Below are 13226 nucleotides of genomic sequence, written 5' to 3'. Positions count from 1 at the left end.
AGCACATTGCGACTCGTCATCGCTGGCTCTAAGAGAGGCGGTCTCCGTCTACTCCTGGTGCGCATATGAAAGAGGCTCAGGCCTTCCGTCCTTACGAAACGCTCGCTGAAGCGCTTATCCCGCATTCGCACGAAGGCGATGATGGTTCGCATGATCTCGCGCATATCCTGCGCGTCTTCAAGAACGCCATGCGCATCCACGCGAGCGAAGGCGGAAACGGCCGCATTCTTGCCGCCGCGGTCCTGCTGCATGATTGCGTGGCCGTCGAGAAGAGCTCGCCGCTCAGAGCCCAGGCATCCGCGCTTGCCGCCGAGAAGGCTTCCGGTGTGCTGACCGAACTAGGATGGTCGACGGACGATATCGCCGCCGTTGCCCATGCGATCCTGACGCACAGTTTCTCGGCGAATATCGAGCCCGAGACACTGGAAGCGAAGATCTTGCAGGATGCAGACCGGCTGGATGCGATCGGCATGGTCGGCGCGGGCCGCTGCTTTTACATCGGCGGGCGCATGGCGTCGTCGCTTTACGACCCGCTCGACCCGGCTGGAAACGATCGACCGCTTGACGACCGGCGTTATGTCATCGACCATTTCCAGACGAAACTGTTCAAATTGGCCGATGGGTTCAAGACGGCCGCTGGCCGGGCGCTCGCGGCCGAGCGAGACAAGAGGCTGCGGGATTTTCTCGACGCCTTCATGGACGAAATCTAGGAGGACTTACATGCGCGTCAGCGATCTCTTCATCTATCCGCTCAAGAGCGCCCGTGGCATCGCGCTTCAAACCACCGAGATCAATGCCTTTGGCCTCCCCGGCGACCGGCGCGCGATGCTGATCAATCCGGATGGGAGCTTCATTACCCAGCGCGAAATGACGGATCTGGCGCGGCTCGACGTTCGCCAGGAAGCCAACGGCTTTCATCTCGGCATGAACGGAGAGACCCTCTTCGTCCCCCTGCCCGATGGTAACAAGCGCATCGATGTCTCGATCTGGAAGTCGATCGTCAATGCCGCGATCGCCGACGACCATTCTAACCAGGTGCTCTCGCGCTGGTTCGGCCGCGAGCTCAAGTTCGTGTTCTTCGACGAAGATGCCAATCGCATCGCGAGCCCGGAATGGGCGGGCGACGACACGCCGGTGACTTTCGCTGATGGCTACCAGATCCTGGTGACCACGACGGGGTCGCTGAAGGCACTCAACGCCGATATCGAGGCTCACGGCGAAGGCAGCGTCGGGATGGAGCGGTTCCGGCCGAACATCGTCATCGACACGGACGAAGCGTGGCCGGAGGATCGCTGGGCAGCCATCGAGATCGGCGGGATCCGCTTCGATCTGGTGAAGCCGTGTGCGCGTTGCATCATGACCACGCAGGACCAGCAAACGGGCTCGCGCGAGGTCGCGAACCCGATGCCGGCCATGGGCCGCATCCGCATGTCGGCAGACCGGCGCGTCCCCGGTCCGCTGTTCGGCTGGAACGTCACGCCGCGTGCGGCTGGCGCGATTGCGATTGGTGACACGGTGAAAGTGCTCGACGAACGGCCGGGTGGATGGGCGTTCAAGGTGCGTAAGCGCGCCTAAGGGTAGACTAGGCAGCGGCGGGCTTCAGCGCCTTGAGCGCGGCCTGCACGAAGCCCTCGCGGGCCGTCGACGGTTCAAGGCCGCGCGGCTCGTAGACATGGCGGTGCAGGAAGAAGGCCGTCAGGCGAAATGCCTCGGACAGGCTGTCGAAATCGGCGGCCTGCCGCTTTTCCACGGATAGAAACGCCGGCAAGGCGAACATCCTGTCGGCCCAGGGCGCACCGGCGTCGCGGCTGACCGCACGACCCGATTTCGGGGAGACATACGCCAGATCGGCGCGGGTGCCGGTTGCGGCGCATTCGTTGAGATCCAGCCCAAAACCGAGATCGTTGAGCACGGCGAGCTCGAAGCGAACGAACAACTCGCCCGCATCGGCTGGATTGTCGAGATTGTCGAGAATGACTTCCAAGGCTTCGAAGAGATGCGGATGCGGATCGCGCTCCGGCAGAAGTCGGAGCAAGGCGCCCATGGCCTGCACGCCATAGACCGCGGTCGCCGTTTCCATCAGCCGGGCGGCGCGCAGCGTGAGAGGCTCGATCTTGAACTCACCCATATGCTCATCAAGACGCGCGCGCCAGATGACTTCGACCTCATTGCCGGGCTGCAACACCGGCTGCATCGCGCGCGAACGCCCGGATCGCACCATGCCCAGGTGACGGCCGCGATCCGGCGTCATCACCTCGGTGATGACGCTTGTCTCGCCATGGCGCCGAACGCCTAGAATGATTGCACGACCTTGCCACTGCATTAGAAACCGACCTTCCGACCACGCGCTATCCTAGCGCATGGCGCAAGCCCTGTCATGAAAGCCTATCAAGCCTCGGAGGGGAAAAGCCGGCGCAGGAAGTCCCGCATCGCGTCCTCGTCGAACGGCTTGACGAGGAGCGGCCTGTTTTGCAGGTCTTCGGGGAAATCCAGCGTGTCGGAGTAGCCGCTGACGAAGCCGAAGGGGATTTCGGCGGCGACCAGCCGGCGGGCGAAATCGAAGCTCATGACCTCGCCGAGATTGACGTCAAGCAGAGCAAAATCATAGCTGTCGGCCTGGATCGCCTCGTTGGCCTGCTCGACGCTATTGCAAATATCGATGGTCTCGACACCGACGGCGCGCAGAATGTCTTCCGCCTCCATCGCGATGATCAAGCTATCCTCGAGAACCAGAACACGTCTTGCGACCATGATCAGAAAGCCCTCTTCCGGGCGCCGCACTCGACGCACCATGTATCCCAAAATCGCATCTCTACCCCTGACAACCCACGGCCTCAGCCGAGAATTTCACGCCGCCTATGCTTGCATAGCCGCTTTTTCAGTCCCGGTCGATATTAGCGAATCTCGACACAAGAATGGCTCGTGCTGGACATTAGGGTCCGGCCTTGGAATTTGCATTTAAAAAAGACATAGATAGAACCGCTTAGAGGAAGGGGCGCACCCTCTCGTCGAGCCCGTCCCAGGCGGCAATTTTGGCGAGCGTTTCGCCATCCAGCACCTCGCAGGCGCGCTCCTGCCAGCGGATGAGATTGCGCGAAGCAAGCTTTTTCAAGGTCTTGTTGGTGTGCACGATCGAGAGGCCGAGCGTGTCGGCGATGTGCTGCTGGGTGATCGGGATGGCGCTGTGGCCATTGAAGAGGTTGAGCTGCTTGCCGCGCTGATAGAGGAAGGCGATCAGATAGGCGGCGCGCTCCAGCGCCGTTCGCCGGCCGATGCTCAGGAGGTGCTCGTCGAGTATCCGCTCTTCCTGCGCCGCCATCCAGGTGATGTCGAAGGCGAGCGACGGATGCTTGTTGTAGAGCGTCATCAGCTTGTCGCGCTCGAAGACGCAGAGCGAAACCGGCGACAGTGCCTCGATCGAGTGCTGCATCTCGCCCATGATGGTGCCCTGAAGGCCGATCAGATCGCCGGGCATGATGTAGTTCAGTATCTGGCGCCGGCCGTCTTCGAGCGTCTTGTAGCGAAATCCCCAGCCGGTCAGCACCGTGAACAGGTGGGCGCTATGGGCGCCTTCGACGAGGATCGTGGCGCCTGCATCGGCAGCCAACTCGCCCTTCTTGAACTTGGAAATGAAGCCCAGCTCGTCGCCGGTGAACTCGCGGAAATGCGGCAGCGGCCGCAAGGGACACTGTTCGCAGGGTGTCTTGAACGAATGCGTCGGCCGTGATGTCGCCATGCGTGTCCCATAATCCAGAAAAAGCGGCGCCCCGAAATCGGGACGCCGCTTTTAAAGAACTCATCACTTGCAACTTTGTTCCGTCGACGCTTGAATTTTTCCAAGGAAACGAGGGACTTGCGCCATAGCTGGTGCCGCTTACTGGCGCGGGAATTCCAGGCCCATCTCGCGGAAACGCTCGGGATCGTCGCCCCAGTTCTCGCGCACCTTCACGAAGAGGAAAAGGTGTACGGTCTGCTCGAGGATTTCCGACAGTTCCTTGCGCGATGCGGTGGAGATTGCCTTGATCGCTTCGCCATTCTTGCCGAGCGCGATCTTCTTCTGGCTGTCGCGCTCGACGTAGATCACCTGCTCGATGCGAACGGATCCGTCCTTACGCTCTTCCCACTTTTCCGTCTCGACGTGTGAGGCATAGGGAAGCTCCTGATGCAGGCGCAAGAACAGCTTCTCGCGGGTGATTTCGGCCGCCAGCTGGCGCATCGGCAGATCAGAGATCTGGTCTTCCGGATAATACCACGGTCCCTCGGGAAGCGTCTTGGCGAGATAGTCCATGACGTCGTCACAGCCCGAACCGTTTTCGGCCGAGATCATGAAGGTCTGGTCGAAAGCGACGTACTCGTTGGCTGCCGAGGCCAGCGCCAGCAAGTCCTCACGCTTGACGCGGTCGATCTTGTTGAGAGCGAGGATCTTGCGCTGGGGCACGTCCTTCAGGCTCTCAAGGATTTTCTCGGCGTCGCCGCGCAGGCCACGCTCGCTGTCGATCAGGAGCATGATGATGTCGGCATCCTTGGCGCCGCCCCAGGCGGAGGTCACCATGGCGCGATCGAGCCTGCGACGCGGCTTGAAGATACCAGGGGTGTCCATGAAGACGATCTGGGCGTTGTCATGGGTGGCGATGCCGCGGATGACCGCGCGCGTCGTCTGCACCTTGTGGCTGACGATCGAGACCTTGGCGCCAACCAGGCGGTTCAGCAAGGTCGACTTGCCGGCATTGGTCGGCCCAATCAGGGCGACGAAGCCGGAATGCGTCGGGCCAGCGGGTTCAGCGGCGCTATCCGCGATGTCGTGTTCTTCGGTCATTGTTCCCGTCAATTTCCGGCAGACGATTTCTGCCAAATGCCTTCGCGTTCGAGCATCTTCGTTGCGGCCACCTGCTCGGCGGCACGCTTGGAGCGCTCGACGCCCGTTTCCGGCTTCACGCCGGCGACTTCGACCGTCACCGTGAAGCGCGGATCATGATCCGGTCCGGTGCGTTCTTCAACCCGGTAGTTTGGCGTCACACCGAATTTGGCATGCGACCATTCCTGCAGTTCCGTCTTGGCGTCACGCCTCGCGCCATCGGCGCGCACCGCCCGCTTTTCCCAATACTTCACGATGAAGTGGCGCGCGACCTCCAGGCCAGCGTCGAGATAGATCGCGGCGATCAGGCTTTCGACGACGTCGGCGCGGACATTCATCATGCGCTTGCCGGTGAGCTTCTTCACGTCGGCACCGGTGCGGATATAGAGATGCAGGCCAAGCTCGTCGGCAACCTCGGCGCAGGTATCGGCGCTGACCAGCTGGTTCAGGCGGACAGACAGCTCGCCTTCCGTGGCGGTGCCGAAGGTTCTGAAAAGCATCTCGGCGACACACAGGCCAAGGACCCGGTCGCCAAGAAACTCAAGACGTTCGTAGTTCGCGCCCTTCTGAGTGCGGGCGCTCGCATGCGTCAGTGCACGATCGAGGCGCTCCTTCTCGGCAAAGACATGGCCGATCAGCGCCTCGAGCTTTGTTCGGTCAGCCGCCGAAAGCGTCGGCGACTTGCTCATTCAACGCCCTTGAACAGTCGATCCCAACGCATGTTGGAAGGCCACTTCCAGATTTCGCGGAAGGAGGTGTCGTTGCCGAGCGAGAAGAAGATGACGCTGGCGCGGCCAACCAGATTTTCGGCCGGCACGAAACCGACATCGAAGCGGCTGTCGAGCGAGTTGTCGCGGTTGTCGCCCATCATGAAGTAGTGACCTTCAGGGACGATGAACTCGCGAGTGTTATCGCCGCGCGATACCGGAGACTGGTCGAGCGTGTCGTAGGTCACGCCGTTATCCAGCGTTTCGCGGAACACCGGAACGTCCTGGCCCGGATCCTGCGCGTAGTCGGAATTGAACGTACCATCCGGCACCTTCGGAACAGCCTTGCCGTTCACGTAAAGCACGCCGTCCGTCACCTGGATGTGGTCGCCGGGGAGACCGACGAGACGCTTGATGTAATCGACCTCAGGGTTCGGCGGGAAGCGGAAGACGACGACATCGCCGCGCTTCGGCTCGCTTGCGAAGATACGGCCGCTGAACAGGTTCGGCGAGAACGGCAGCGAGTATTTCGAATAGCCGTAAGCGAACTTGTTGACGAAGATATAGTCGCCGACGAGAAGCGTCGGCATCATCGAGCCCGAGGGAATGGTGAATGGCTGGAACAGAACCGTGCGGATGACCATCGCCAAGACCAGTGCCTGGACGATGACCTTGATGTTCTCCCAGAGGGCGTTCGGCTTGGCTTGAACTTTTTCGGACACGCAGTTCTATTCCTTCAGAGCGCCAAAACGGCGCAAGTCTTTAATCGGTTCTGTGTAGCGGCTTCGGCTGATTGCGGCAATGCCACGAACATTAAAAGCGGGACATGTAACAGTCTGTTGCGCAGCGGTCAGTCGCTCAGCGGCAGGGCCTCGATGATAACGAAGGCCTGAGCCAAGGGATAATCATCTGTAATTGTCAAATGGATGGCGGCGCGGTGCCCTGAGGGCAACATCTTCTGCAAAATCTCGCCGGCGCCGCCTGTCAGTTTCATCGTCGGCTTGCCGCTCGGGAGATTGACGACGCCCATGTCTTTCCAGAAGACACCCTGGGCGATACCCGTGCCCAAAGCCTTGGAGCAGGCCTCCTTGGCAGCGAAGCGCTTGGCGTAGGAGGCGGCGCGGTTGGCGCGGCGGTCGGATTTCTGCTGTTCGATCTCGGTGAAGCAGCGATTGGTGAAGCGCTCGCCAAATCGCTCCAGCGACTTCTCCACACGCCTGATATCGATGAGATCGCTGCCGATACCGATGATCATACTGTTTCCTCAAGCGAAACGGGCTCAGCGACGCGCAGGCGCGCACGCTCAAGCAGCCGGGCGCGGCGGCGCCCCTGGAAGCCCCTCACCGTGTAGAATGTCGCGAAGTAGATGGCCACGGCGGTGACGGCTGCCGGCGGCAGTGAACCGATCAGCATCGGCTCAAGGACTGGGCGCCAGAGCTCGCTGAAGTGCAGTTCGTGAAAGAGTGCGGGAAGATCGACCGCATTGCCCTGCATCGTGTCCTTGCGGCTCAGGAGCAGGTGTCCGATTTCCCAGGTCGTTCCCCAGATGAAGGGATAGGTCAGTGGATTGCCGAAGGCCGCGCAGCCGAGAGCGGCGGCGACCATATTGCCCGACAACAGATAGGTGATGACGAAGGCCATGATGAAATGGACGCCGATAAACGGGGTCCAGGACACGAAGATCCCGGCCGCGACGCCAACGGCCACCGCATGTGGCGATGCCCTCAGGCGAAGCACGCGCATCACGAGATAGCGCGGAGGCCTCAGGAATCCCTTTCGTGGCCAAAGCAGCTCACGCAGCTTTTCACGAAATCCAGCGGGTTTCCGACGACGAAATAACATGGCGCGTATGTAGTGCATGCCGCACAGGCCTGACAAGAGCGCCGGACCTCCTCAGTCGCTATTTGATGTGCGCCGACTGAGTATCTGCCGGGGCGTAACTCAAACGCCCCTTCCCACTTGCAAATCCGATAACCGATTAGCGGCTACGGAACAGACCACGGTCAACCTGACGCTGGCGGTATTCGAGATCGATACGGTCGAACGAGCCGTTCAGGTATGCGGTTTCGCGTTCTTCAGCGCTCGGAGCGCGCAGGGCACGAGCGAACTTCTTGATCGGTGTAAACATTTGGATGCCTCTTTCTTTCAGTCACTTGTTGATGACCAGAAGATATGCGGAGGCGCGCCTTTTTACCAACGCTCTAATACTCAGTCAGCCATGCGCATATCGCATACCTAGCCCCTCATCTGCGACAATATGACCATAAAACGATCACATATTGTGCAAACCGGGTGCAGATGCGCCCGCTTTACTCGTAAAGCCGGCGCACGGTCGCAACGCAATCCAGCTCATTCAGCTGCGCAAGCAATTGATTCAACTGGCGAAGATCCCAAACTTCCACATCGAGCGCCATCTCTGTGAAGTCGGTGGCGACGCGAACCGTGTTGAAGACGCGGATGTTGACGTCGACATCGGCGACGGTGCGGGCAAGCTTTGCAAGCGTGCCGGGCTCGTTCAGCGCATTGACCAGGATGCGGGCCATGAAGCGCGACTTGTTGGCCTCGTCGAGATCCCAGCGCACGTCGATCCAGCGATCGGGCTGCTCGTCGAAGCGCTGCAGCACGGGCGACTGGATCGGATAGATCGTTATGCCCTTGGCGTTTTCGGTCGTGTTAGTGATGCCGACGATGCGATCGCCAGGGACAGCGCCCGTCGGGGCGAACTGCACATCGATATTGCTCGAGATGCCACGGATCGGCACGGCCTCAGCATCACCCAAGGCTTCAAGGCCGTTCGGCGCATGCTCGGTTGCCTTGCCCTTATCCGGAATCTTGAAGATCATGCCGGTGGCGCTGCGAACATTGAACCATCCATCGTCGCCCGAGGGCTTCGAGGTGATGCGCTCTTCCTGGTGATCGGGATAGACGGCGCGCAAGACGTCGAGCGACGACATCTCGCCGCGGCCGACCGAGGCAATCGCGTCCTCGACATCCTTCTGGCCGAGACGGTGCAGCGCCGGCTTCATCGCCTCGCGGGAGAAGACCTTGCCGGCGCGATCGAAGGTGCGCTCGAGAATGCGGTGGCCAAGGCCGGCATATTGCTTGCGGATGGCCATGCGGGTGGCGCGGCGGATGGCGGCGCGCGCCTTGCCGGTTACGACAATCTCTTCCCAGGCCGCCGGCGGCACCTGCACGCCGGAGCGGATGATCTCCACCTCGTCGCCATTCGCAAGGCGGGTTACGAGCGGCATGATACGGCCGTTGATCTTGGCGCCAACCGTGGTGTCGCCGATGTTGGTGTGAACGGCATAGGCGAAGTCGATCGGGGTCGCGCCGCGCGGAAGCGCAATCAGCTTGCCCTTCGGCGTGAAGCAGAAGACCTGGTCCTGGAACAGCTCGAGCTTGGTGTGCTCCAGAAACTCTTCCGGGCTGTCGCCCTCGGCCAGCGCCTCGATCGTGTGGCGGAGCCAGGAATAGGCGTTGGATTCGCGAGAGAGGATGTCGCCATCGGCATTGGTGGCGCCGTCCTTGTAGAGCGTGTGGGCGGCGATACCGAACTCGGCGATCTCGTGCATGCGCTTGGTGCGGATCTGCAGCTCGATGCGCTGGCTCGACGGACCGACGATGGTGGTGTGCAGCGAACGATAATCGTTCTGCTTCGGCGTCGAGATATAATCCTTGAAGCGGCCGGGGACGACGCGCCAGCGGGTGTGGACGATGCCGAGACCACGGTAGCAGGACGGAATATCGTCGACGATGATGCGGAAGCCATAGACATCCGACAGCTGCTCGAAGGATAGCGACTTCGACTGCATCTTGCGGAAGACGGAGTAAGGCTTCTTCTGGCGGCCCTTGACGTAGGCGTTGGTCAGGCCGTTGGCGACCAGCAGGTCGCGCAGCTCGGTCTCGATCTTCTTGACCAGGCCTTCATTGCGCCGCGACAGCTCCTCTAGCCGCTTGGTGACCGTGTCGTAGGCCTCGGGGTTGATGTGGCGGAAGGACAGGTCCTCCAGCTCCTCGCGCATATCCTGCATACCCATGCGGCCGGCGAGCGGCGCGTAGATATCCATCGTCTCTTCGGAAATGCGGGCGCGCTTTTCCGGCGACATGTGGTCGAGGGTGCGCATGTTGTGTAGGCGGTCGGCAAGCTTGACCAGAAGCACGCGCACATCGTCGGAGATCGCAAGCAGCAGCTTACGCAGGTTTTCGGCCTGCTTGGCCTTCTTGGTGACGAGATCGAGCTTCTTGATCTTCGTGAGACCCTCGACCAGGCGGCCGATGTCTTCGCCGAAGAGTTCATCGATCTCGGCGCGGGTCGCGGTCGTGTCCTCGATGGTGTCGTGCAGAAGAGCGACCGCGATCGTCGACTCGTCGAGATGCATGTCCGTGAGGATGGCGGCGACTTCGAGCGGGTGCGAGATATAGGGATCGCCGCTTGCCCGCTTCTGCTGCCCATGCTTCTGCATGGCATAGACATAGGCTTTGTTGAGCAGGGCTTCGTTGGCGTCGGGCTTGTATTTCTGAACCCGCTCCACGAGCTCGTACTGCCGCATCATGCCGAAACCACTCCATCACAAAAGAAAAGCGCGCCAATCACAGATTGGCGCACGTGATACTCAATCATATGCCGAAGCAATAATGGCGCAAGATTGACGATTAGTAATCGTCGCTCTTTTCCGGCGGCACGAGGCCTTCGATACCGGCGAGAAGCTCTTCTTCCGACATCTGGTCGAAGGTGATCGTTTCCGGAGCATCTTCCTGCTCTTCGCCATCGGCAGCAGCCGCGGTGGTGATGAGGCTTGCGGGATCGGGCTCGGGCTCGTCGACTTCGACGTGCTTCTGCAGCGAATGGATCAGGTCTTCCTTCAGGTCGTCGGGAGACAGCATCTCGTCGGCGATCTCGCGAAGGGCGACGACCGGGTTCTTGTCGTTGTCGCGATCGATGGTGATCGAGGCGCCCTGGGAAATCAGCCGGGCACGGTGGCTGGCAAGCAGAACCAGCTCGAAGCGGTTCTCAACTTTGTCAATGCAATCTTCTACTGTGACACGGGCCATTGCCTGTCCTTTACGGTCGGGATCTCGGGATTAGCACGGCGATACAATTAAAAGCAGGCGAATTCAAGTTTTTAGTGAAGGAGCCGTTCGAGCCTGTGGGAACTTTCTAATTTTAGAGGTTTCCACCAAAAGTTGCTTGGAATATGCCGAATCCTGCCCTAAATCTGACTTATATGAATAGTTCATAAAGTAAGAATTGTTCTGAATTTTTCAGATAACCCATTGTTTTCGTGGGCTATCTGCAGCCGCATATTAGATTACTCAAAGTGGATTGGTACGCGATGTTCGACCCGCGAGAAAAAATTGCACTTTTCATTGATGGCGCCAATCTCTACGCGGCGTCCAAGAGTCTCGGCTTTGATATCGACTACAGAAAACTTCTGAAAGCCTTCCAGAAGCGCGGATATCTGCTGCGCGCCTACTATTACACCGCCCTGATCGAGGACCAGGAATATTCCTCGATCCGCCCGCTGATCGACTGGTTGGATTACAACGGCTACAAGGTCGTGACCAAGCCGGCCAAGGAATTCACCGACTCCATGGGCCGCCGCAAGATCAAGGGCAACATGGATATCGAACTCGCGATCGATGCCATGGAGCAATCCGAAACCGTCGATCACCTGGTGATCTTCTCCGGCGACGGCGATTTCACGACGCTGGTCGAGGCGCTGCAGCGCAAGGGCCGGAAGGTCTCGATCATCTCGACGATGGCGACCCAGCCGCCGATGATCGCCGACGATCTGCGACGCCAGGCCGATCACTTCATCGACCTCTTGTCCCTGAAGAGCGAAATCGGCCGCGACCCCTCCGAGCGCCCTGCCCGCGCCGTGGAGCCAGCGGCATCCAGCGACTTCGAAAGCTGATGCGAGCAACCACAGCTCCAAAAAAGAAAACCGCGGCATTTGCCGCGGTTTTGATTCAGGCAGCTATTTGATCAGCCATTGTCCTTGAGAAGCCGGCTCTTCTGCCGGTTCCAATCGCGCTCTTTTTCAGACTCGCGCTTGTCGTGCAGCTTCTTGCCCTTCGCCAAAGCAAGTTCCATCTTCGCGCGGCCGCGATCGTTGAAATAAATCTTCAACGGAATGAGCGTCATGCCTTCGCGGTTGATGCCGGCACGCAGACGGTTGATCTCGCGGCCCGACAGCAGGAGCTTGCGGCGGCGGCGCGGCTCGTGGTTGAAGCGGTTGGCCTGCAGATATTCCGGAAGATAGGAATTGATCAGCCAGATCTCGCCACCCTCGTCCGAGGCGTAGGATTCGGCGATATTGGCCTTGCCTTCGCGCAGCGACTTGACCTCGGTGCCCATCAGCACCAAGCCAGCTTCGTAGGTATCGACGATCTCGTAGTTGTAGCGCGCCTTGCGGTTTTCGGCGACGATCTTCTTGACGACACGCTGGCTGCCTTTGGGGGCCATGACAAATTCCAATTGCTCGGGGGCGCGATATCCGCGCCCGCACTTCTCGGCTTTATGTAGAGGCGCGGCCCATCTTTGTGAAGGCCGCGCATTTTATCGGTTCAGCAAGCGATCAGTTGAGAAGGCCGGCATGGCGCAGCGCCGCGTCGAGTGCCGCTTCCGTGCTTGCCTCCAGCGAGGAGACGAGCGGCGAACGAACCGTGCGATTCATGCCGCGGATCTTCGACAGGCCGTACTTGGCGCCACAGAGGCCCGGCTCCAGGAAGATCGCCTTGTGCAGCGGCATCAGGCGATCCTGATATTCGAGCGCCTTTGCAAACTCACCAGCCAGCGTCGCGGCTTGGAATTCGGCACAGAGGCGCGGGGCGACATTGGCGGTTACCGAAATGCAGCCGACGCCGCCATGGGCGTTGAAGCCAAGCGCGGTTGCGTCTTCACCGGAGAGCTGACGGAAATCCTTGCCGCAGGTAATGCGCTGCTCGGATACGCGCTCGATCTTGCCGGTGGCATCTTTCACGCCGACGATGTTGCCGTATGCCCTCGCAAGCGCGCCCATGGTTTCCGGCGTCATGTCGATGACCGAACGGCCCGGGATATTGTAGATGTAGATCGGCAGCTTGATGGCTTCGGCGATCGCCGCGAAATGGGCGTAGAGGCCCTTCTGCGTCGGCTTGTTGTAATAAGGCGTGACGACGAGAACCGCGTCAGCGCCAGCTTTTTCGGCGTGCTGAGCGAGTTCGACGGCTTCACGGGTGTTGTTGGAGCCAGCACCTGCCATGACGGGAACGCGCTTGGCGGCGGCCTCGATACAGAGTTCGACCACGCGTTTGTGTTCGGCATGCGACAGGGTCGGGGATTCGCCGGTCGTTCCGACTGGAACGAGACCGCTGCTGCCTTCCCTGATCTGCCAATCGACATGGGCGGCGAAGGCCGCTTCATCGACAAGGCCGGCATCGGTGAAAGGCGTGACGAGTGCGGGAATGGATCCCTGGAACATGCAGAACTCCTTACGACCGCAATCCATGCTTCGGCCGCATTCCTTGAATACGAAGGAGCGCACCATAGTGCGGCAAAAAGGGTCCGACAAGCGCGCACAGCTTCGTTGCAACAAATTCCGATCGCAAATGTGAATGAAATTGAAGGGCTTCGGTAAGGTTTCGTTAATATGCGTCCCAGCAAATGTAGGGACGCGTTT

General features: G+C 60.1%; 16 protein-coding genes. 3 read left to right on the top strand and 13 right to left on the bottom strand.

Annotation, left to right across the window (positions count from 1 at the left end; all coding sequences use genetic code 11):
- Positions 1-65 precede the first annotated feature (65 nt).
- Together J5286_RS06675 and J5286_RS06670 are read left to right on the top strand one after the other, a co-directional pair.
- The gene (locus tag J5286_RS06675; RefSeq protein WP_209189729.1) at positions 66-710 is read left to right on the top strand and encodes an HD domain-containing protein; all 645 of its coding nucleotides are present in this window, start codon (positions 66-68) and stop codon (positions 708-710) included.
- A gap of 10 nt (positions 711-720) precedes the next feature.
- Positions 721-1575 carry an MOSC domain-containing protein gene (locus J5286_RS06670; protein WP_209189728.1) on the top strand — a complete coding sequence of 285 codons (855 nt, stop codon included), beginning with the start codon at positions 721-723 and terminating at the stop codon, positions 1573-1575.
- Positions 1576-1582: 7 nt separating this feature from the next.
- Here the strand turns inward: J5286_RS06670 and recO are convergent, their stop codons facing one another.
- From recO to rpoZ, 11 genes are all read right to left on the bottom strand, one after another.
- Positions 1583-2323, bottom strand: coding sequence for a DNA repair protein RecO (recO, locus tag J5286_RS06665; RefSeq protein ID WP_209189727.1), 741 nt, complete (start codon positions 2321-2323; stop codon positions 1583-1585).
- A 65-nt stretch (positions 2324-2388) separates the two neighbouring features.
- The gene (locus tag J5286_RS06660; RefSeq protein ID WP_018898807.1) at positions 2389-2751 is read right to left on the bottom strand and encodes a response regulator; all 363 of its coding nucleotides are present in this window, start codon (positions 2749-2751) and stop codon (positions 2389-2391) included.
- 232 nt (positions 2752-2983) lie between these two features.
- Complete coding sequence (locus J5286_RS06655; RefSeq protein ID WP_047513471.1) at positions 2984-3736, bottom strand: Crp/Fnr family transcriptional regulator; 753 nt, start codon at positions 3734-3736, stop codon at positions 2984-2986.
- Positions 3737-3874: 138 nt separating this feature from the next.
- Positions 3875-4816, bottom strand: a complete 942-nt coding sequence (era, locus tag J5286_RS06650) for a GTPase Era (RefSeq protein ID WP_018898809.1) — start codon at positions 4814-4816, stop codon at positions 3875-3877.
- 8 nt (positions 4817-4824) lie between these two features.
- On the bottom strand, positions 4825-5544 hold the full coding sequence (rnc, locus tag J5286_RS06645) for a ribonuclease III (protein ID WP_112941366.1): 720 nt from the start codon (positions 5542-5544) through the stop codon (positions 4825-4827).
- Positions 5541-6284, bottom strand: coding sequence for a signal peptidase I (gene lepB / locus J5286_RS06640; RefSeq protein ID WP_047513477.1), 744 nt, complete (start codon positions 6282-6284; stop codon positions 5541-5543). The genes rnc and lepB overlap by 4 nt, the downstream gene beginning before the upstream one ends.
- 128 nt (positions 6285-6412) lie before the next feature.
- Entirely contained in the window at positions 6413-6817 is a 405-nt protein-coding gene (acpS, locus tag J5286_RS06635; protein WP_047513480.1) for a holo-ACP synthase, read from the bottom strand.
- On the bottom strand, positions 6814-7404 hold the full coding sequence (locus J5286_RS06630; protein ID WP_026283062.1) for a DUF2062 domain-containing protein: 591 nt from the start codon (positions 7402-7404) through the stop codon (positions 6814-6816). Before J5286_RS06630 ends, acpS begins: the two co-directional genes overlap by 4 nt.
- Before the next feature lie 136 nt (positions 7405-7540).
- A complete protein-coding gene (locus J5286_RS06625) occupies positions 7541-7690 on the bottom strand; it encodes a DUF3563 family protein (RefSeq protein WP_018898814.1) in 150 nt (49 codons plus the stop codon).
- 181 nt (positions 7691-7871) lie between these two features.
- The gene (locus tag J5286_RS06620; RefSeq protein WP_018898815.1) at positions 7872-10118 is read right to left on the bottom strand and encodes a RelA/SpoT family protein; all 2247 of its coding nucleotides are present in this window, start codon (positions 10116-10118) and stop codon (positions 7872-7874) included.
- A gap of 100 nt (positions 10119-10218) precedes the next feature.
- Positions 10219-10617, bottom strand: coding sequence for a DNA-directed RNA polymerase subunit omega (gene rpoZ, locus J5286_RS06615; protein ID WP_018898816.1), 399 nt, complete (start codon positions 10615-10617; stop codon positions 10219-10221).
- Positions 10618-10898: 281 nt separating this feature from the next.
- Between rpoZ and J5286_RS06610 the strand changes: the two genes are divergently transcribed.
- Positions 10899-11480: a LabA-like NYN domain-containing protein gene (locus tag J5286_RS06610; protein ID WP_209189726.1), complete on the top strand. Its 582-nt coding sequence runs from the start codon at positions 10899-10901 to the stop codon at positions 11478-11480.
- 71 nt (positions 11481-11551) lie between these two features.
- Here J5286_RS06610 and smpB read toward each other — a convergent pair whose 3' ends face one another.
- Positions 11552-12031: an SsrA-binding protein SmpB gene (gene smpB / locus J5286_RS06605; RefSeq protein WP_018898818.1), complete on the bottom strand. Its 480-nt coding sequence runs from the start codon at positions 12029-12031 to the stop codon at positions 11552-11554.
- Positions 12032-12143: 112 nt separating this feature from the next.
- The gene (dapA, locus tag J5286_RS06600) at positions 12144-13028 is read right to left on the bottom strand and encodes a 4-hydroxy-tetrahydrodipicolinate synthase (RefSeq protein WP_209189725.1); all 885 of its coding nucleotides are present in this window, start codon (positions 13026-13028) and stop codon (positions 12144-12146) included.
- Positions 13029-13226 lie beyond the last annotated feature (198 nt).

The organism is Rhizobium sp. 16-488-2b (assembly GCF_017741815.1).
Classification (GTDB): Bacteria; Pseudomonadota; Alphaproteobacteria; order Rhizobiales; family Rhizobiaceae; genus Rhizobium.
The sequence above is the reverse complement of the archived record's forward strand: the minus strand, read 5'-3'. Positions and strand labels throughout refer to the sequence as shown.

Coding starts and splice junctions, on each gene's coding strand:
- J5286_RS06675 (WP_209189729.1), top strand. CDS start 66: ATGAAAGAGGCTCAGGCCTTCCGTCCTTACGAAACGCTCGCTGAAGCG.
- J5286_RS06670 (WP_209189728.1), top strand. CDS start 721: ATGCGCGTCAGCGATCTCTTCATCTATCCGCTCAAGAGCGCCCGTGGC.
- recO (WP_209189727.1), bottom strand. CDS start 2,323: ATGCAGTGGCAAGGTCGTGCAATCATTCTAGGCGTTCGGCGCCATGGC.
- J5286_RS06660 (WP_018898807.1), bottom strand. CDS start 2,751: ATGGTCGCAAGACGTGTTCTGGTTCTCGAGGATAGCTTGATCATCGCG.
- J5286_RS06655 (WP_047513471.1), bottom strand. CDS start 3,736: ATGGCGACATCACGGCCGACGCATTCGTTCAAGACACCCTGCGAACAG.
- era (WP_018898809.1), bottom strand. CDS start 4,816: ATGACCGAAGAACACGACATCGCGGATAGCGCCGCTGAACCCGCTGGC.
- rnc (WP_112941366.1), bottom strand. CDS start 5,544: ATGAGCAAGTCGCCGACGCTTTCGGCGGCTGACCGAACAAAGCTCGAG.
- acpS (WP_047513480.1), bottom strand. CDS start 6,817: ATGATCATCGGTATCGGCAGCGATCTCATCGATATCAGGCGTGTGGAG.
- J5286_RS06630 (WP_026283062.1), bottom strand. CDS start 7,404: ATGTTATTTCGTCGTCGGAAACCCGCTGGATTTCGTGAAAAGCTGCGT.
- J5286_RS06625 (WP_018898814.1), bottom strand. CDS start 7,690: ATGTTTACACCGATCAAGAAGTTCGCTCGTGCCCTGCGCGCTCCGAGC.
- J5286_RS06620 (WP_018898815.1), bottom strand. CDS start 10,118: ATGATGCGGCAGTACGAGCTCGTGGAGCGGGTTCAGAAATACAAGCCC.
- rpoZ (WP_018898816.1), bottom strand. CDS start 10,617: ATGGCCCGTGTCACAGTAGAAGATTGCATTGACAAAGTTGAGAACCGC.
- J5286_RS06610 (WP_209189726.1), top strand. CDS start 10,899: ATGTTCGACCCGCGAGAAAAAATTGCACTTTTCATTGATGGCGCCAAT.
- smpB (WP_018898818.1), bottom strand. CDS start 12,031: ATGGCCCCCAAAGGCAGCCAGCGTGTCGTCAAGAAGATCGTCGCCGAA.
- dapA (WP_209189725.1), bottom strand. CDS start 13,028: ATGTTCCAGGGATCCATTCCCGCACTCGTCACGCCTTTCACCGATGCC.